This is a genomic window from Cupriavidus agavae, from assembly GCF_004217045.1.
GTDB lineage: Bacteria > Pseudomonadota > Gammaproteobacteria > Burkholderiales > Burkholderiaceae > Cupriavidus > Cupriavidus agavae.
The window spans coordinates 624,419-642,280 of the sequence record NZ_SGXM01000002.1; the positions used below are offsets into that span (position 1 = coordinate 624,419).

Below are 17,862 nucleotides of genomic sequence, written 5' to 3' on the forward strand. Positions count from 1 at the left end.
CTCCCCGCCGCAGCAGTTTCTACAACGGCAGCGGCAGCTTATACATCGGGATTGCCACTTCGCCCGGCCCCGGCACCCGCCACCCACGAGGCGGCGCGGCCATCACGCACCGCAGCATGCTGGCACAAAGTTCGCATTGGTGTTCGCTCGCGTCCCTTTCCGGGCGCTGCAAGCGGCAGTCACCAAAGTAAAAAACAGCATACGAGCGGGAGTCTCACCTTGAACGCGAACATTTTGTTTGTGGCGGCGGAAGCCCAGCCTTTGGCCAAGACCGGCGGGTTGGCGGATGTAGTGGGCGGACTGGCCATGGCGCTGCAGCAGCGCGGCGCCAGCGTCACGATCCTGATGCCGGGTTATCCGCGCGCGATGGCCGCCGCGCGTGACGTGCGCAGCCTGGGCGCGATCCGGCTGCCGATGGCGCTGCCCCCCGGCCATAGCCCGGCGCGCCTGATGCACGGCCTGATGCCCGATTCGGGCGTGCATGTGGCGTTCCTCGACTGCCCCTCGCTGTTCGACCGGCCCGGCTCGCTCTATGTCGATGCGACCGGCCGCGATTTCTGCGACAACGCCCAGCGCTTTGCCGCGCTGGCCCACGCCGCTACCGCGATTGCCGCTGGCGAGACGCCGCTGCCCGTACCGGCCATGGTCCATGCCCACGACTGGCATGCCGGGCTGACGCCGCTGCTGATGCACGCACGCGGCCTGGATATCCCCTCGGTCTGCACCATCCACAACCTGGCGTTCCAGGGCGTGTTCCCGATGGACGCGGCCCCCGCGCTCGGCATCCCGGCCAGCTACCTGACCCCGGACGGCATCGAGTTCTGGGGCAAGCTGAACTTCCTGAAGGCCGGCATCCGCTATGCGGAGCGCGTCACGACCGTCAGCCACACCTATGCCCGCGAGATTCTTACGCCGCATTTCGGGCACGGCCTCGATGGCCTCCTGAACCACCGCGCCGACGTGCTGGGTGCCATTCCGAACGGCGTCGACACCTCGGCATGGTCGCCGAAGACCGACCGGCTGCTGCCCCAGCGCTATGACACGCGCTCGTTCACCGGCAAGCGCGCCTGCAAGGCCGCGCTGCAGGCGCGCTACGGGCTGCCGCAGAATCCGGATAGCCCCGTCATCGCGCTTGGCAGCCGCCTGACCCACCAGAAGATGGCAGATGTGGCGCTCGATGCCATCGAACTGGCGGTGCGTACGCACGAGGACGTGCAGTTTGCCGTGCTCGGCTGCGGGGATCCCGCGCTGGAGGCAGCCTTCGTCGCCCTGGCGCAAAAGCATCCGCAACGCGTGGGCGTGTCGATCGGCTACCGCGAGGAAGACGCCCATCTGCTGCACGCTGGCGCCGACATGCTGCTGCACGGCAGCCGCTTCGAGCCGTTCGGCCTGACCCCGGTCTATGCCATGCGCTACGGCACGGTGCCGATCGTCTCGCGCGTGGGCGGCCTGGCCGATACCGTGCGCGACGTCGGCGACGAGGCCACGCCGGCCCTGCGTGCCAACGGCATCGTCTTCGATGGCGAAAGCGTGGAAGCGATGCGCAGCGCCATCGCCCGTGCACTAGGATGGTATGGCCGGCCGCGCCACTGGCGCAGCCTGCAGCGCACCGGCATGCAGACCGACTTTGGCTGGGAAGGTCCGGCCCGCCAGTACCTCGCCATGTACGGCGCGCTGAACCCGGCGCTCGCCGACATGCCGGTCGTCGAACCCGTGGTGGCGCAGGAAGTCCCCGCGCGCAAGGGTCGCCCCGTGCCGATGCCGGAGGCAGCGGTGCTGTCGCCGGCGCAGGCCGGCACGGCGCCCTCGCCGGCCTGACCTGGCTCATCGTTCAAGCAAGGTTCCTGTAGAGGTAGCGCATCATGATGACCGCTGCGCCGATGCCCGCGCGTCCGGCTACGCCGCCGGGACCCAACTGGCAGACCCTGGGCGCCGACACGCGCCTGATTCCGTGTGGCGACGAGGGGGACGAGGCGTACCGCTTCGGGCCGGTACGCCTGGCCGATGGCCGGGTGCGCTTCCGGCTCTGGGCGCCCGATGCCGCCGACCAGGGCCAGGCGGTACGGCTCGAGGTCGCCGGCATGCCGCCGGCCCCGATGGTGCCGCGCGAGGACGGCTGGTACGAGGCCGTGGTGCCGTGCTGCCACGGTGCGCGCTACTGGTTCCGGCTCGACGACGGCACGATCGTCCCTGACCCTGCCTCACGGTTGCAGGCCGAGGATGTGCACGGCGCCAGCGTGCTGTGCCTGCCCTCCGGCCCGTCCGAAGCGTTTGCCTGGCGCCACAACGAGTGGCGCGGCCGCCCGTGGCACGAGGCCGTGATCTACGAACTGCACGTGGGCCTGCATGGTGGCTACGCCGGCGTCACGGCGCAACTGCCCCGGCTGGCATCGCTCGGCTTCACGGCCATCGAACTGATGCCGCTGGCCGAGTTTCCCGGCGCCCGCAACTGGGGCTATGACGGCGTGCTGCCGTTTGCGCCGGAGAACAGCTACGGCACCCCCGACGAGTTGCGCACGCTCGTGGACACCGCGCACGGACTGGGCCTGATGGTATTCCTCGATGTGGTCTACAACCACTTCGGCCCCGAAGGCAACTACCTGCCGCGCTACGCGAGCGCCTTTTTCCGGCAAGACCGGCAGACGCCGTGGGGCCCCGCCATCGACTTCCGCCGCCCCGAAGTGCGCCGCTTCTTTGCCGAGAACGCGCGCTACTGGCTCGAATCGTTCCGCTTCGACGGGCTGCGGCTCGATGCGGTACATGCCATCGAGGACGAGGGCTGGCTGCCCCAACTGGCGCAGGAACTGCGCGGTTGCCTGCCACGGCGCCACCTTCACCTCGTGCTCGAAAACGACCACAACGACGTGGCGCTGCTGCGCAGCGGCTACGAGGCGCAGTGGAACGACGACGCGCACCACGCACTCCATGTGCTCCTGACCGGCGAGGCCGACGGCTACTATCGCGAGTACCAGTCCGGCCTGCCGGGCGCCAGGGCGTCCGCCCCCGAGGGTACGCCGGCGCTGCACCACCTGGCACGGATCCTCGCCGAGGGCTTTGCCTGGCAGGGCGAGGTCTCGCCGCACCGCAGCGGAGACTCCGACGGCCCGCTGCAGGGCCGCGAGGTGCGGCGCGGCCAGCCCAGCGCCGAGCTGCCGCCCACCTCGTTCGTGATGTTCCTGCAGAACCATGACCAGACCGGCAACCGCGCGTTCGGCGAGCGGCTGGCGGCGCTGGCCGAGCCCGAAGCGCTACGCGCGGCCGTGGCGCTGCAGTTGCTGTGCCCGCAGGTGCCGCTGGTCTTCATGGGCGAGGAACACGGCGCGCGCACGCCGTTCCTGTACTTCACCGACCATCCGCCGGAACTGGCGCAGGCCGTGCGCGACGGCCGGCGCCGCGAGTTCGGGGCCTCCGAAGCGTTTCGCAACGAGGCCGATGCCGCACGCATCCCGGACCCCAACGCGCCCGAAACCTTCGACCAGTCGCGGCCAGCCTGCGACGACACCGACGGTTACTGCCGCGCCTGGAATCACTACTACGGCGAACTGCTCTCGCTGCGCCGCCACGAGATCATGCCGCGCCTGCCGGGCAGCCGCTCGCTGGGCGTGACGCTGCTGGCAGACAAGGCGCTCGTGGCGCGCTGGCGGCTTGGCGACGGCAGCCGCCTGTCGATCTGGCTGAACCTCGGCGATGAACCGGTGCTGGCGGACTGCAGCGGCGGGCGCATGCTCCACGCCAGCCAGTCCGGCGCGGTGGCGCAACTGCGCGCCGGCACCCTGGCCGAACACTGCTGCGTGACCTGCCTGCACTCCGACTGACGACCCGATGACCGACGCCGCAAGACCCGCCGTGCCTGCCAATCCGGCCGCTCCCACCCCGCTCGCCGATCTGGAACACGCGGGCGTGCCCCGCGCCACGGCGCGCCTGCAGATGCACGCGGGCTTCACGTTCGCCGATGCCGAGGCGCTGGTGCCGTACTACGCCGACCTCGGCATCAGCCACCTCTACCTCTCGCCGATCACCACGGCGCGCCCCGGCTCGACGCACGGCTATGACGTGACCGATTTCACGCGCATCAATCCGGAGCTGGGCGGCGAGGCGGGCTTCGTCGCGCTGGCACGCCGGGCACGCGAGGCCGGGCTGGGTATCGTGATCGATATCGTGCCGAACCACATGGCAGCTGACGCCACCCACAACTCCTGGTGGCGCGACGTGCTCGCGCATGGCCCGCAAAGTGACTTCGCCCACTATTTCGACATCGACTGGCAAGCGCCCGACCCCGACCTGCGCGGCAAGGTACTGCTGCCGATTCTTGGCGATCCCTACCAGCACACGCTCGACGCCGGCAGCCTGACGGCCGCACGCAATGACGCCGGCGAGCCGGTGCTGCGCTACGGCGACCTCGACCTGCCGCTGAGCCTGCCGCCCGGTGTCGATGCGCTGCCCGAGGACAGCGCGGCGCTGCACCGCCTGCTGGAGCGCCAGCACTACCGGCTCGCCTGGTGGCGCACCGGGGCGGCCGCGCTGAACTGGCGCCGCTTCTTCGAGATCACCGAGCTGGCCGGCGTGCGCGAGGAGGCGGACGACGTGTTCGAGGCCGTCCACGCGCTGGTCTTCCGGCTCTACCGCGAAGGCTGGATCGATGGGTTGCGCATCGATCACGTGGACGGGCTGGCCGATCCGGCCGGCTACTGCCGGCGCGTGCGCGAGCGGCTCGACCTGCTGCGCCCGGGCCGGCCGGCCGGGCTGGCGCGCCTGCACCCGTGGCTCGTGATCGAGAAAATCCTCGGCGAAAACGAAGCGCTGCCGCGCGGCTGGCAAGTGGACGGCACCACGGGCTACGACTTCATGGACGAGGTGAGTGCAGTACTGCACGACGTGCACGGCGCCGGCCCGCTGAACATGCTCTGGATGCAGATCAGCGGCGATGACCGCGCGTTCCCGGCCTACGTGCTGGCCGGACGGCATCGCGTGCTGGCCCGGCACCTGGTGGCCGAGTTCGATGGCGTGGTGCACCGGCTGCACGCGCTGGCCCGTGCCGGCGCGGCCACCCGCGACCTGACACCGCACGCGCTGCGCCACGCGCTGACCGCCTTCCTGTGCCAGATTCCGGTCTACCGCAGCTACTACGCGGCGGTGCCGGCCGGGCAGGCGTCGCGCGATTGCGCCGCGGATGACGCCATGGTGCAGGGCGCCGCCGGCGCTGCCCGGGCCCAACTGGCGCCCGATGAATCCGCGGCGCTCGATTTCATCCTGACCTTCCTGCACGACGAACTGCCTGCCGCCGACGACGACGGGGAAGACCGCGCCGGCAAGCTCCGCGCCCGCCTGCAGCAACTGATGCCCGCGCTGGCGGCCAAGTCCACCGAGGACACGGCGTTCTACCGCTACGGGCGGCTGCTCTCGCGCAACGAGGTAGGCAGCGATCCCGGCACCGTCGGCATGGCGCCCGAGCGGTTCCACGACCGCATGCGGGCGCGCAGCGCCCACTGGCCGCACGCCATGCTGGCCGTGGCCACGCACGATCACAAGCGCGGCGAAGACGCGCGCATGCGGCTGGCGGTGCTCAGTGAACTGGCTGACGAATGGGCCGAAGCCGTGGCGGGATGGGAAAGCCGGCTGGCGCCGCTGCTGGCGGCCTCGCCGCACGGCCCCGATGGCGTGGACCGGCTCATGCTGTACCAGACGCTGGTCGGTGCCTGGCCCGCCGATGGCGACGCGCTGAACGACGAGGGCGCGCAGCGCGCCTTGATCGACCGCATTCAGGCGTGGCAGCAGAAAGCGATCCGCGAAGCCAAGCGGCACGGCAGCTGGACGCACCCGGACACCGCCTACGAGGCGGCCTGCGAAGCGTTCCTGCCGGCGCTGGCGATGGGCGATGCGGGGAGCGTGCTCGAAGATATCGGCCGCTTCGCCGCCAGGATCGGGCCGGCGGCGGCCCTGAACAGCCTGTCGCAAACCCTGCTGCACCTGACGGCGCCCGGCGTCCCGGACCGCTACCAGGGCAACGAGACCTGGGATTTCAGCCTGGTCGACCCCGACAACCGGCGCGCGCCCGATTACGCGCAGCTGCGGGCCCGGCTCGGCTGCCGCGCCGGCTGGGCGCAATGGCTGGAGCACTGGCGCGACGGCCGCATCAAGCAGCAACTGATTCGCAGCGTGCTGGCTGCGCGGCGCGCGCAGCCCGAACTGTTTGCGCTGGGCAGCTACGAGCCATTGGCGGCCAGCGGCGAACTGGCGGCCAGCGTACTGGCGTTTTGCCGTCGACACGGCAGTGCGCAGGCCGTGGTGGCGGTCTCGCGCCTGGCCGCGCGCCACGTGGAGCCGGCGCTGCCGCGCATCCCACCGCACTGCTGGCGCGACACGGGGCTGCACCTCGGCGACGGCGGCGCTGACGGCACCTGGACCGACGTCCTCACCGGCCACACGGTCAGCGCCCACGCGGGCTGGTTCCGTGCGCGCGACCTGTTCGCCGTACTGCCCGTCGCGCTGCTGGTCCGCCAGTAGGCGCCGGAACGAAAAAAACCCGCATCGCGGGGATGCGGGTTCCAGGTTGCCGCGCAGCGGCGGGCACAGCCGGTCAATTACAGGTACACGACCGAGATCGTGGCCGAGCCGTCCAGCGAGACGTCCGACTTCAGATCGGGCAGGTTGGCCGTGCTGTTCAGCGCGCCGATGACCTTCAGGACCTGCGAGATCGTGGTGAAGCTCGACGGCGAGCCGCCGTCGCTGGTCGACCAGGCATAGACCGTTTCCGGAGCGACGTAGTTGGAGACCGACGACGTGCCGCTCCACGTTGCGCCGCCGTCCGTCGAGCGGGTGCTGCCCACCACTGCGCTGCCGTCGCCCGAAGCGTCGGCCGGCAGGGCGCGGATCGCGAAGGCGCCGAGGTTCTTGCCGCCGACGCTGCCCAGGCCGAAGCCCATCGTGTTGGCGATGGTCGAGTCCACGCCGTTCAGGATCGCGGAGGCGCTGGCGGCACGGTTGTCCACCACGCGGTAGCCAACCTTGGCGGCGGCATCGCACGACATCGTCATCGTGACCTGCTTTTCCGGCAGCTTGGTGGCGGCCGTGGCGCTCAGCGACTGCGCCGGGATCGTGCCGAAGTCCACCGCGCCGTCGCTCGACAGCGTGACATTGCAGGCGGCCGGGCGGATCACGCCCTTGACGGTCAGGTCGGCGCTTTCGGCGGCGAACACGCCCACCGAAGCAGTGGCCAGGAGCGTAAGGATAAGGCCGCGCTTGAGGTTCAGATTGCTCATGATGTCTTCCTTTCAAAATCCAGTTGTCTGTGCCCTACCGGGCTTTCCTATCCGCCCGTGCTGGGTGGAACGACTGAAGTTTGGGCTAATCACGAACAACGATTAATCGGCGTTTCCTTAAAAATCAGCAGGACTGAAATCGGGAAACGACGATGCGCGGCCGGCGCAACACGCAACGGCGCAGGCAGCTCAGTGGTGCAGGCGGTGCGCGTCCGTATCGAGGGCTTTCTCGGCGGCATCGCCGCTCAGACCGCGGTAGTAAACGTGCACGCCGATCGCCAGCGAATCGTGGCGGATCTCGTTGAGCGCGCGCCAGGCCTGCGGCGCATTCCTGAAGACCAGATAGTGGGCCTCGCGCGCCACATGCGCTGCCACGTCATGCAGGCCATGGTTCTGCAATGCCCCCACGAGGTGATCGAGGCTGCGGTGCGTGCGGGCGTCGGTACGCGGATAGAGCATGTGCAGCACGGCCACCGGGCCGCCGGGCTGCGCCGTGAAGGCGGCCACGATGTCCTGGTGGTGGATGGCGGTCACGGGCTCGTCGGACTGCGTGCGGACCGACGGTTTCTGGGCGAACACGGTGTGGTTCATGGCTTCACCTCCTGGTCAGAATCTGAACGAACAGTGAGGGGAAGATAAGGCAAGCTTGATTTATCTCAATATGCAATTACCGCAACAGTCAGTTCCACACTTCGATGTGAACCGTGCCGTCCGTCAGGCGTCCGCGCGCGGATACGCCGGCGACCTTTCGGACGGCTTTCTGGATTTTTCCTCCAAGCCGCTATCTTTGCGGAATCAAACTGCCGAGCAGGCCGCCGACGACAGGCAGGTTGCCAACCGGACTAATCGTATTTCCGCCATTTCCTCCGTTGGTGCCGCCCGTCGCGCCTTTCAGCGCATTGGTGACCGGCGCGAGCGGGCCATTGCTGCCGCCGGCCACGTTCGTGACGGCGCCCACGGTCGACACCAGCAGGTTCGACACCGGCGCCAGCGCCCCGGATGCCGGTGCGCCCGGCGTGCCGCCAAGGCTGCCGAGCAGGCTGGTCACCGGCGCCAGCGGACTGGCTGGCGCCGTGCCGCCCGGTGCGGTCACCGCACCGCCGAGCGCCGACACGGCAGTGCCAACCGTCGCCACGATGCCGCCCACCTCGCCCACCACCGGCGCCTGGGTCTGGGCGAGCACGGTACCGGTCTGGTTGACCAGGCCGCCCACGGCGGTCAGCAGGTTGTTCAGCGAACCCCCAAGGCCGGTGGTGGCGCCGAGCGCCTGGGTAGCGTTGCCAAGTACCGAGGTCAGGGGCACGATGACCGTGTTCGTGGTGGTCAAGAGTTGATTGACCGGCGTAGCCAGCGTGGCCGGCGACAATCCGCCCACCAGGCTGCCGGTCTGGCTGACCGCCGAGCCAAGCGGCGCCGTGACGCCTGCCAGCGGTCCGGTGCCGAGCGTACCGACCGTATTGCCGACGCTGCTGACCGCCGCGCCGAGTTCGGCAAGCGGCGTGGGTCCGGTAGCGCCCGTGGCACCTGTCGGCCCGGTCGCGCCGGTCGGTCCCGTGGCACCGGTGGCCCCCGTCGGTCCGGCTGGTCCCGCAGGCCCGGTGGCGCCGGTTGATCCAGTAGCACCGGTGGCGCCGGTGGCGCCAGTCGCACCTGTAGCCCCGGTCTGTCCGGTGGCTCCTTGCGTGCCCTGAGCGCCCGTCGCACCGGTGGCACCCGTGGCCCCGGTCGCACCGGTCGCACCGGACGTCCCCGCCGTGCCGGCCGTGCCCGGGTCGCCCTGCGCCCCCTGCACGCCCTGTGGGCCGGCGGCGCCCGGCTTGCCATCGTGGCCGTTCGCACAGCCGCCCAATAATGCCGCGACGCTGACCGTCACGCCGATCCAGTAGTGTTCCTTCCGCACGATCCGACCTCTTGTTGTGTTGGGGTGGATTCGTACAAGGCAACGGGCATGCCATTGCAGCGGCACGGGCGGCGCGGCGCGTGGCAGGGGTCGACGTCGCCCGCAAACCCGCGCCGCACCGCGCCCGCACCGCCGGCAAGCCATTGGGCCGCGCGTCTGAAACGGGCGGCCCAATCGGCGTACGCTGTTACGTGTTACGTAACGGCGCCGGCCGGCACGGCACACCGACCGGTCATTCGAACGGCTTCGGCCGCGGCGTGTTGTCGCGCGAGGCCGGCAGGATCGGCAGCACCAGGCGCGGCTGGTCGCCGGTCAGCGTATGCAGGAAGGCCACGATATCGGCGTTCTCCTCGGCCGTGAAGGTCCGTCCAAGCTGGAGCCGGCCCATCACGTCCACCGCCTCGGTCAGCGTGGCCGCCTCGCCATCGTGGAAGTACGGATAGGTCAGCGCCACGTTGCGCAGCGTCGGCACCTTGAAGCTGAAGCGGTCGGCATCCTTGCCGGTCACCGCCGCCCGGCCCTCGGACGGGTTCCCCGTCTTGTAGGGCGCCACCAGGCCCATCTTCTGGAAAGATGTGCCGCCGAGGTTCGTGCCGCTGTGGCAGGCCACGCAGCCTGCCGACTTGAACAGCTGGTAGCCGCGCAACTCCTGGGCGTCGATGGCCTTGCGGTCGCCCCTGAGCCATTTGTCGAAGCGCGCGTTGGGCGTCACCAGCGTCTCCTCGAAGGCGGCGATGGCCAGCGTGATCTCGTCGATGGTCAGCCGGTCGGTCCTGAAGACCTTGCGGAATTCCGCCACATACTCCGGAATCGACTGCAGCGTATCGACCGCCAGGCTGTGGGAAAACGCCATCTCGACCGGGTTGGCGATCGGGCCGTGCGCCTGCTCCTTGAGGTCCTTGGCGCGCCCGTCCCAGAACTGTACGAAGTTCAGGCTCGAATTGAGCACCGTGGGCGAGTTGATCCCGCCCTGCTGCCATTTGTCGCCGATCGACGTCTTGATGTTGTCCGAACCCCCCATGCTGAGGTTGTGGCACGAGTTGCACGAGATGAAGCCCGAGCGCGAGAGGCGCGGCTCGAACCATAGTTTCTTGCCGAGTTCGACCCGGGCGGGGTCCGTGACCTTGTGGGGCACGATCGGCTGCACCGGCTCCGCGGGAATGGCTGACTTTGCAGCAACCGGGCTGGCGGACGAGAGAAGAAGGAGAAGAATGGGGAAGACAGTTCTGTATTTCATGGCGACTCCGTTTGCCTGCCGCCGCGCCGACACGGGGGCGGCACGCCAGATTAGGCACCGAGCCATCCGGGCGGGCCTTGACACCTGTCAAGTCACATCGGGCCTCGCCCCAAACCCCGCCGGCGCTGCTGCCGCCGCGCAACACTGGCTGCCTTCCACGGCGAGGCGCGCCGCCATTCACCCCCCGTTTGCGTCGCTCGCGTCGTTTTCCCGTCGATTCGGCGGCGGCACGTGGACCCGGCCCCCGCCGTGGCTTATACCTGACACATCCGCAACCAGACACGAACGAGGTTCACGATGCGACACGATTCCAGATTTCCCCCCGCGCGGGACGCCGGCGACGAAGCCTGGGCCTACTGGCGCGCCCGCCGCATGGTGCGGGCGCTGCGCGGCTGGTACATCCACCTGCTGGTCTACGTGGTGGTCAACAGCTGGCTGTGGCTGCGCTTCTTCTATTTCCCCAGCCCGTCGTGGTCGCACTATGCCCAGCACGGCTGGCCCTGGCCGCTGACCACCACGCTGGCCTGGGGTCTTGGCCTCGCGGTGCACGGGCTGCTGGTCTACGCCCGGCTGTCGCGCCGGGGGCACGACTGGGAAACCCGCAAGATCCGCGAGTTCATGGACCGGCAGTGAGCGCCGGGACCGGCTACATCTGCCGGAAGCGGTGCACATAGGCGCGCGACACCGCAAGTTCGGTGTCGGCGTCGCGCATCCGCACGAACAGCCGGCCCGAATCATCGCGCCGGGTGCCGGCCACATGCTCCATGTTGACGATGGTCGAGCGGTGCACTTGCCAGAAGACTTCCGGGTCCAGCCCATCGACCAGTTCCTGCAGCGGCGTGCGGATCAGGTGTTCGCCGTCGCGCGTGTGCACCACCACGTACTTGTCGTCGCTCTGGAAGTACAGCACGTCCTGGATCGGCACATGGCTCGTGACGTTGCCCCGGCTGGCGCGCACCCAGCGCAGCGGCCCCGCCCCGCTCTCCGCCGGCCGCTGGCCGCGCGCCAGCTGCCCCAGCAGTTGCGCCAGCTCCGGCAACGGGGCGGCGTCGTGCAACGCCTTGCGCAGCCGTTCGATGGTGCGGCCGAGCCGCTCGTCGGTCACCGGCTTGACCAGGTAGTCGACGGCCGCGCGGTCGAAGGCGTCCAGCGCGAACTCGTCGTAGGCGGTCACGAACACCAGCCGGGTATCGGTCTCGATGCCCTGCGCCACCTCCAGCCCCGACAGCCCCGGCATCCTGATATCGAGGAAGGCCACCGACGGCTGCAGCCCGGCGATGGCCTCGGCCGCCGCCACGCCGTTGGCCGCCTCGGCCACGACCTGCAGTTCAGGCCAGAGCCGGGCCAGCTTGCCGCGCAGATGGGCGCGCAGGTGTTCCTCGTCGTCGGCGATGATCGCCGTGGGCGCGTTGGGCGCGGCAGGGGTCATGCGGCGTCTCCGGTTCTGAACTGGCGCGGCAGCGGGATCTCGATCAGCACGGCGGTGCCCGGCGCCCGGTCCTCGATCCGCACGTGGGCGTCGCCGTCATAGAGCACGGCCAGCCGCTCGCGCAGGTTGGCGAGTCCCACGCCCGAACCGTTCGCGGGGCGAAAACCCATGCCGTCGTCCTCGATCGTCGCCAGCATGCGCGGGCCGCGCCGCTCCAGCTTCACCAGCAGGCGGCCGCCTTCGATCTTCGGCTCCAGGCCGTGCTTGATGGCATTCTCGACCACCGGCTGCAGCAGCATCGGCGCCAGCGGCGCGGCGTCGAGCGCGGGGTCCATGTCCACCGTGTAGTGCAGCCGGTCGCCCATGCGGATCTTGAGCAGCGCCAGGTAGTCGCGCAGCAGCCGCGCCTCCTGGGCCACCGTGCCCTGCGTGGCGCGGCTGGCCGCCAGCGACGCGCGCAGGTAGGCGATGAAGTGTTCGAGCATCAGCGTGGCCTTCTGCGGCGCCGGCTCGATCAGGCTGACCACGTTGGCCAGCGTGTTGAACAGGAAGTGCGGCTCGATCTGTGCCTGCAGCAGCCGCATCTGCGCCTCCACGAGCTGCTTCTGCGTGGACAGCGTGCGCACCTGATCGCGCGCCATGTACTCGGCGATCTTGCGATCTTCCCAGCTGCGGCCCAGCATGCCCACGCGTGTCCACGTGACAATGCCATGCGCCGCCAGCCCGATGCCCCAGCCAAGCAGCGGCGCGTGGCCCCATGGCCGCCCTGCCGACAGCAGCCCGCCGACGATCAGCACCGCATTGACCGCCACGTACATCAGCGCGTGGAGATAGAAGAAGCGCAGCCCGCGCACGCGGCGGCGGGCTTCCTCGTAGGCATGCTGGTCGGCGGGAGTCCGCCAGAGGTCGGGATCGACGGGGCGCACGGCAATCGGGGTGGCTGGGGATTGCCGCGAGATTACCACCGGCCGCCGCGCGCCGGCATCGGGGATGGCGCGGATCGACGGAAATCGGGCGCCATCGGCCGCTGCGCGGCGTGGTCAGTTGCCGAAGCGGCGCGGATCGTACGGCGTGGGATCGACGTAAGGCGTCTCGCGGTCGAACAGTTCGGCCAGCAGCCGCGCGGTGGCCGGCCCGAGCGTCAGGCCCTGGTGGCCATGCCCGAAATGGAACCACAGCCCGGCGTGGCGCGGCGCGCGGCCCACCACGGGCCGCATGTCGGCGATGCAGGGCCGGGCGCCCATCCACGGCTGCGCCTCCACGGGCTGCCCCAGCGCCACCAGTTCGCCGGCCAGCAGCTCCGCCCGTACCGACTGCACCGGCGTGGGCGCCGCTTCGTGATGCGCGAACTCGGCGCCCGTGGTCAGCCGCAGCCCCTGGCGCATCGGCGCCAGCAGGATGCCGCTCTCGGCGTCGAGCAGCGGCCGCGCCGGCATGGCCTGCACGGCGTAGTGGCGGTGGTAGCCGCGCTTGACGAACAGCGGCAGGCGGTAGCCCAGCGTGCGCGTCAGCCCGGCCGCCCACGGCCCCAGCGCGATGACCGCGTGTTCGGCGTGGACCTCGCCCTCGGCGGTGCGCACCGTCCAGCCGCTGCCGGACTGGCGCAGCGTCTGGGCGTCGCCGCGCTCAAAGGTGCCGCCGCCGCGCTCGAACAGCGCCGCATAACGCGCCACCAGTTCGCCCGGATCGCTGACCGTCCAGGGGTCCTGCCAGTGCACCGCGCCGGCCATCGGGCGCCGCAGCGCCGGCTCGTGCGCGGCCAGCGCGGCACTGTCGAGCACGGCGTGATGCAGCGCGTGCGTGGCCGCCACCTCAACGGCCTCTTTCGCCGCGGCCTCGAACGCGGCGTCGGTGCGATAGGCTTCGAGCCAGCCGGATTTGCTGACCAGATCCTGCGCGCCCGCGCGCTCGATCAGCGGCGCGTGCTCGTCGATGCAGTGGCGGATCAGCGCGGCATAGGCGTTGACGATGGGGCCGTACCGGCGCGGCGCGGACGCATGCCAGTAGCGCGCCAGCGCCGGCACCAGCGACGGCAGCGCACGCAGGTGGTAGTGCACGTCGTTGCCGCGCCGCGCGGCCACGCGCAGGATGGCCTGCCACGCACGTGGGAAGGCATAAGGCTGCACGGCCTCGCGCTGGATGATGCCGGCGTTGCCGTACGAGGTCTCGCGACCCGGCGCATTGCGATCGACCAGGCACACCGCATGGCCGCGCTGCTGCAGCGCCAGCGCGGTGCTGACGCCGACGATGCCGGCGCCGAGCACGATCACATCGGCCCGGCGGGAGGGATTCGAAGCGTGTTTCATGATGGGTTGGCAGCCTTGCTGCCCGGTTTCCTCGTCTTGTCCCGCACCTTGGGCGCCGCGCCGGCCCCGGCAATCCGCCGCGCGGTCTGGCGCAGGCAGGCGGCCAGTTCCACCACGCCCGGCGGCAGGCGGCGTTCGCGCAGCGTGATCAGCCCCACGGGCGGCAGTTCCACTTCCACGTCCATCGCCAGCACCTGGAAGCGGCCTTCGGCCTGCAACTGGCGTCCCACCGAGCGCGCCACGAAACCGGCCGCGTGGCGCTGCGCCACGAACGTGGTGACGGCCAGGTACGACGACGATTCCATGATATCGGCGGGCGGCTGCTGGCCGTGGCGGAAGAACGCCTGCTCGATCTTGACGCGCAGCGACGCCCACGGCGGCGGCATCACCAGCGGGTGTTGCGCCAGGTCGGCCCAGCTCACGGCGGCCTGCTGCGCCAGCGGGTGGCCGGGTACGGCAATGGCAACCATCGGTTCGTCGTAGAGCGGCTCGGTGACCAGATCGGGCGCGGCATAGGCCGGCTCCAGCCGTCCGACGATCAGGTCGAGTTCGGACAGCCGCAGGCGCGGCAGCAGGTGCGTCAGGTCCCCCTCCTCCACCAGCACGGTGGCGCGCGGCGCACGTTCCTTGAGACAGGACACGGCCTGCGCCAGCAGCACCGGCAGCGTGGCGCCCATCGAGCCCACCCGCACGCGGCCGGCGGCGCCGCTGGCCACGGCCTCGATCTCGTCGCGCGTGACGTCGTACTGCGCCAGCACCGAACGCGCAAAGCGCACCAGCGATTCGCCGGCCGGCGTGGGCTCGGTGCCGCGCGTGGAGCGCGTGAACAGCGTCATGCCGAGCATCTTCTCCACCTCGGCCAGCACCTTGGAGACGGCCGGCTGGCTGACCGACAGGAACTCCGCCGTGCGCCCCAGATGGCGGAACTCGTCCAGCGCCACCAGCAGTTGCAGGTGGCGCAGCTTGATGTTGGAGCGGAAGGCCCGGTCGATATGCGCCATGCCCGGCAGTCTACATAACCCGAAGCATATGAAGCAATGCCAATTTACTATTGGATGGTTATGGCGCGGGCGCCCACAATCGTGGTCATGGCGGTTGGCGCAGACCAGCCGCGACACACAACGATCCACGACGGAGACAACCCCATGAAACCAGGCCACCCCGCCAGCCTGATGCGCCGGCGCCTGCTCCTGAGCAGTGCCGCCGCCACCGCCGCTGCCGCCACCGGCACCGCCAGCCTGCTGGCGCCCCGCCTTGCCCGGGCCGCCGCCACGTATCCCGAGCGCCCCATCACGTTCATCTGCCCATGGCCGGTGGGCGGCACGGCGGACCAGTCGATGCGCGCACTCTGCCAGGTTGCCGCGGGCCTTCTCAAGCAGTCGATCGTGCTGGAGAACCGCGCCGGGGCATCGGGCATGATCGGCACCAAGGCGCTGGCCCGCGCCAACCCGGACGGCTACACGATCGGCCAGATCCCGATCTCGGTGACGCGTTTCTCGCAGCTCGGCATGCTCCAGCTCGATCCGCGCACTGAACTGACCTACCTGGCGCGCACCTCGGGCCAGACCTTCGGCATCGCCGTGCCCGCCGCGTCGCGCTTCAGGTCGCTCGCCGACGTGATCGCCGAGGCCAGGGCCGACCCGGGCCGCATCACCTACGCGCATGCCGGTATCGGCGGCGCCACCCATGTGGGCATGGAGCAGTTTGCGCTGGCCGCTGGCGTGAAGTTCAACGCCGTGGCCTACAAGGGCGGCTCGCAGGCGCTGCAGGATGTGCTCGCCAGCCAGGTGGACCTGCTGGCCGATTCCAGCTCGTGGGCGCCACACGTCGAAGCCGGCAAGCTGCGCCTGCTGGCCACCTGGGGCGAGCAGCGCACCCCGCGCTTCAAGGACACGCCCACGCTACGGGAACTGGGATACAACGTGGTGGTGGAAGCCCCGAACGGCATCGGCGCGCCCAAGGGCCTGCCGCCCGAGATCGAGAAGAAACTCCGCGACGCATTCCGCGACGCCGTGGCCAGCGCCGAGTTCAAGGCCGTGGCCGCCAGGCTCGACGCACCGGTCATGTATCTGGATGGTCCCGACTACCGCAAGTACGTGGCCGAGGTCTACAGCCAGGAAACCCAGCTGATCCAGCGCCTGAAACTCAAGGACATGCTCGCCCAGAGCTGACCTGCCTGCCCCTTCCTTCCCTTGCCAACCGTGACCCCGAACCCCGTCATTCGCCTGCACGCCAACGACAACGTCCTGATTGCCCGGGGCGACCTGTCGCTGGGCCAGAACCTGGAAGACCTGGGCCTGCGCGTGCGCGCCCAGGTGCCGGCCGGGCACAAGATCGCGGCGCGCGCCATCGCCCAGGGCGAAGCCATCCGCAAGTACGACACCGTGATTGGCGTGGCGGACCGCGACATCGCCGCCGGCGACCACGTGCACAGCCACAACCTGCGGCTGGTGGATTTCTACCGCGATCCGGCCTTCTGCCGCGACGTGCGCCCGGTGGCCTATGTGCCCGAAGCCGAGCGGGCCACGTTCATGGGCTACGTCCGCCCCGACGGCCGGGTGGGGACGCGCAATTTCATCGGCATCCTGTCCTCGGTGAACTGTTCGGCCACGGCCATCAAGCACATTGCCGCGCACTTCACCAGGGAGCGGCTGGCCGCATTTCCCAACGTGGACGGCGTGGTGGCGTTCGCGCAGAGCAGCGGCTGCGGCATGTCGTCGCCCAGCGAGCATTTCGACATCCTGCGCCGGACCATCGCCGGCTACGCCCGGCACGCCAACCTGGCCGGCGTGCTGATCGTGGGCCTGGGCTGCGAGCGCAACCAGGTGGCGTCGCTCGTGGCATCACAGGGCCTGGTGCCGGGCGAAAACCTGCATACGCTGGTCATGCAGGACACGGGCGGCACCCGGGCCACGATCGAGGCCGGCATCCGCGCCGTGGCGTCGATGCTGCCGGCCGCCAACGCCTGCACCCGCCAGCCGGTGAGCGCCAGCCACCTCAAGATCGGCCTCGAATGCGGGGGCTCGGACGGCTTCTCGGGCATCACGGCCAACCCCGCCCTCGGCGCGGCGATGGATATCCTGGTGCGGCACGGCGGCACGGCGATCCTGTCCGAGACGCCCGAGATCCACGGCGTGGAATTCATGCTCACGCGCCGCGCAGTGACGCCCGAAGTGGGCCAGAAGCTGCTGGACCGGCTGGCCTGGTGGGAGCGCTACACCGCCGGCCACAATGCGCAGTTCAACGGCGTGGTGGGCCACGGCAACCAGCAGGGCGGGCTGGCCAACATCTTCGAGAAATCGCTGGGTTCGGCGATGAAGGGCGGCACCACGCCGCTGCAGGCGGTGTACGAGTATGCGGAGCCGATCGACACGGCCGGCTTCGTGTTCATGGACTCGCCCGGCTACGACCCGGTGGCCGCCACGGGCCAGATTGCCAGCGGCGCCAACCTGATCTGCTTCACCACCGGGCGCGGCTCGATGTTCGGCTCCAAGCCAGCCCCGACGATCAAGCTGGCCTCCAATTCGCCCATGTACCGGCGGCTGGAGGAAGACATGGACATCAACTGCGGCCTCGTGCTGGACGGCGAGCTGAGCGTGGCGCAGATGGGCGAGCGGATCTTCACCCACATCCTGCGGGCCGCGTCCGGCGAGCCGACCAAGAGCGAACTGCTGGGCCTTGGCGACCATGAGTTCGTGCCGTGGCATGTGGGGATCGTCAGCTAGCGGATT

Annotated in this window: 14 protein-coding genes; 6 read left to right on the forward strand and 8 right to left on the reverse strand. The window is 70.0% G+C overall.

Going from position 1 to position 17,862, the window contains the following annotated elements:
* Positions 1-219: 219 nt before the first annotated feature.
* Genes glgA through treY form a run of 3 tightly spaced genes read left to right on the forward strand, consistent with a single transcriptional unit; the run spans position 220 to position 6,504 of the window.
* Positions 220-1,818: a glycogen synthase GlgA gene (gene glgA / locus EV147_RS13770; protein WP_235844733.1), complete on the forward strand. Its 1,599-nt coding sequence runs from the start codon at positions 220-222 to the stop codon at positions 1,816-1,818.
* Between the two features lie 47 nt (positions 1,819-1,865).
* The gene (gene treZ, locus EV147_RS13775; RefSeq protein ID WP_407923234.1) at positions 1,866-3,815 is read left to right on the forward strand and encodes a malto-oligosyltrehalose trehalohydrolase; all 1,950 of its coding nucleotides are present in this window, start codon (positions 1,866-1,868) and stop codon (positions 3,813-3,815) included.
* A 7-nt stretch (positions 3,816-3,822) separates the two neighbouring features.
* The gene (gene treY, locus EV147_RS13780) at positions 3,823-6,504 is read left to right on the forward strand and encodes a malto-oligosyltrehalose synthase (RefSeq protein ID WP_130391721.1); all 2,682 of its coding nucleotides are present in this window, start codon (positions 3,823-3,825) and stop codon (positions 6,502-6,504) included.
* A 77-nt stretch (positions 6,505-6,581) separates the two neighbouring features.
* Here the strand turns inward: treY and EV147_RS13785 are convergent, their stop codons facing one another.
* The 4 genes from EV147_RS13785 to EV147_RS13800 form a co-directional block, all read right to left on the reverse strand.
* A complete protein-coding gene (locus tag EV147_RS13785; protein WP_130391722.1) occupies positions 6,582-7,259 on the reverse strand; it encodes a DUF1120 domain-containing protein in 678 nt (225 codons plus the stop codon).
* A gap of 189 nt (positions 7,260-7,448) precedes the next feature.
* On the reverse strand, positions 7,449-7,850 hold the full coding sequence (locus EV147_RS13790; RefSeq protein WP_130391723.1) for a hypothetical protein: 402 nt from the start codon (positions 7,848-7,850) through the stop codon (positions 7,449-7,451).
* Between the two features lie 190 nt (positions 7,851-8,040).
* On the reverse strand, positions 8,041-9,159 hold the full coding sequence (locus EV147_RS13795; protein ID WP_198680241.1) for a collagen-like triple helix repeat-containing protein: 1,119 nt from the start codon (positions 9,157-9,159) through the stop codon (positions 8,041-8,043).
* 232 nt (positions 9,160-9,391) lie between these two features.
* A complete protein-coding gene (locus EV147_RS13800; protein WP_130391724.1) occupies positions 9,392-10,396 on the reverse strand; it encodes a cytochrome-c peroxidase in 1,005 nt (334 codons plus the stop codon).
* A gap of 297 nt (positions 10,397-10,693) precedes the next feature.
* Here EV147_RS13800 and EV147_RS13805 point away from each other — a divergent pair, with 297 nt between their 5' ends.
* On the forward strand, positions 10,694-11,029 hold the full coding sequence (locus EV147_RS13805; RefSeq protein WP_130391725.1) for a 2TM domain-containing protein: 336 nt from the start codon (positions 10,694-10,696) through the stop codon (positions 11,027-11,029).
* Between the two features lie 13 nt (positions 11,030-11,042).
* Here the strand turns inward: EV147_RS13805 and EV147_RS13810 are convergent, their stop codons facing one another.
* The 4 genes from EV147_RS13810 to EV147_RS13825 form a co-directional block, all read right to left on the reverse strand.
* Positions 11,043-11,825: a LytR/AlgR family response regulator transcription factor gene (locus EV147_RS13810; protein ID WP_130391726.1), complete on the reverse strand. Its 783-nt coding sequence runs from the start codon at positions 11,823-11,825 to the stop codon at positions 11,043-11,045.
* Positions 11,822-12,751, reverse strand: a complete 930-nt coding sequence (locus EV147_RS13815; protein ID WP_130391727.1) for a sensor histidine kinase — start codon at positions 12,749-12,751, stop codon at positions 11,822-11,824. The genes EV147_RS13810 and EV147_RS13815 overlap by 4 nt, the downstream gene beginning before the upstream one ends.
* 114 nt (positions 12,752-12,865) lie before the next feature.
* Positions 12,866-14,131: an NAD(P)/FAD-dependent oxidoreductase gene (locus tag EV147_RS13820; RefSeq protein ID WP_130391728.1), complete on the reverse strand. Its 1,266-nt coding sequence runs from the start codon at positions 14,129-14,131 to the stop codon at positions 12,866-12,868.
* A complete protein-coding gene (locus tag EV147_RS13825) occupies positions 14,128-15,132 on the reverse strand; it encodes a LysR substrate-binding domain-containing protein (RefSeq protein ID WP_130391729.1) in 1,005 nt (334 codons plus the stop codon). The genes EV147_RS13820 and EV147_RS13825 overlap by 4 nt, the downstream gene beginning before the upstream one ends.
* A gap of 144 nt (positions 15,133-15,276) precedes the next feature.
* Between EV147_RS13825 and EV147_RS13830 the strand changes: the two genes are divergently transcribed.
* On the forward strand, positions 15,277-16,302 hold the full coding sequence (locus EV147_RS13830; protein ID WP_130391730.1) for a tripartite tricarboxylate transporter substrate binding protein: 1,026 nt from the start codon (positions 15,277-15,279) through the stop codon (positions 16,300-16,302).
* 30 nt (positions 16,303-16,332) lie between these two features.
* Complete coding sequence (locus tag EV147_RS13835; RefSeq protein ID WP_130391731.1) at positions 16,333-17,856, forward strand: UxaA family hydrolase; 1,524 nt, start codon at positions 16,333-16,335, stop codon at positions 17,854-17,856.
* Positions 17,857-17,862 lie beyond the last annotated feature (6 nt).

Coding starts and splice junctions, on each gene's coding strand:
- EV147_RS13820 (WP_130391728.1), bottom strand. CDS start 14,131: ATGAAACACGCTTCGAATCCCTCCCGCCGGGCCGATGTGATCGTGCTC.
- EV147_RS13800 (WP_130391724.1), bottom strand. CDS start 10,396: ATGAAATACAGAACTGTCTTCCCCATTCTTCTCCTTCTTCTCTCGTCC.
- EV147_RS13805 (WP_130391725.1), top strand. CDS start 10,694: ATGCGACACGATTCCAGATTTCCCCCCGCGCGGGACGCCGGCGACGAA.
- treZ (WP_407923234.1), top strand. CDS start 1,866: ATGACCGCTGCGCCGATGCCCGCGCGTCCGGCTACGCCGCCGGGACCC.
- EV147_RS13790 (WP_130391723.1), bottom strand. CDS start 7,850: ATGAACCACACCGTGTTCGCCCAGAAACCGTCGGTCCGCACGCAGTCC.
- EV147_RS13830 (WP_130391730.1), top strand. CDS start 15,277: ATGAAACCAGGCCACCCCGCCAGCCTGATGCGCCGGCGCCTGCTCCTG.
- EV147_RS13810 (WP_130391726.1), bottom strand. CDS start 11,825: ATGACCCCTGCCGCGCCCAACGCGCCCACGGCGATCATCGCCGACGAC.
- treY (WP_130391721.1), top strand. CDS start 3,823: ATGACCGACGCCGCAAGACCCGCCGTGCCTGCCAATCCGGCCGCTCCC.
- EV147_RS13785 (WP_130391722.1), bottom strand. CDS start 7,259: ATGAGCAATCTGAACCTCAAGCGCGGCCTTATCCTTACGCTCCTGGCC.
- EV147_RS13825 (WP_130391729.1), bottom strand. CDS start 15,132: ATGGCGCATATCGACCGGGCCTTCCGCTCCAACATCAAGCTGCGCCAC.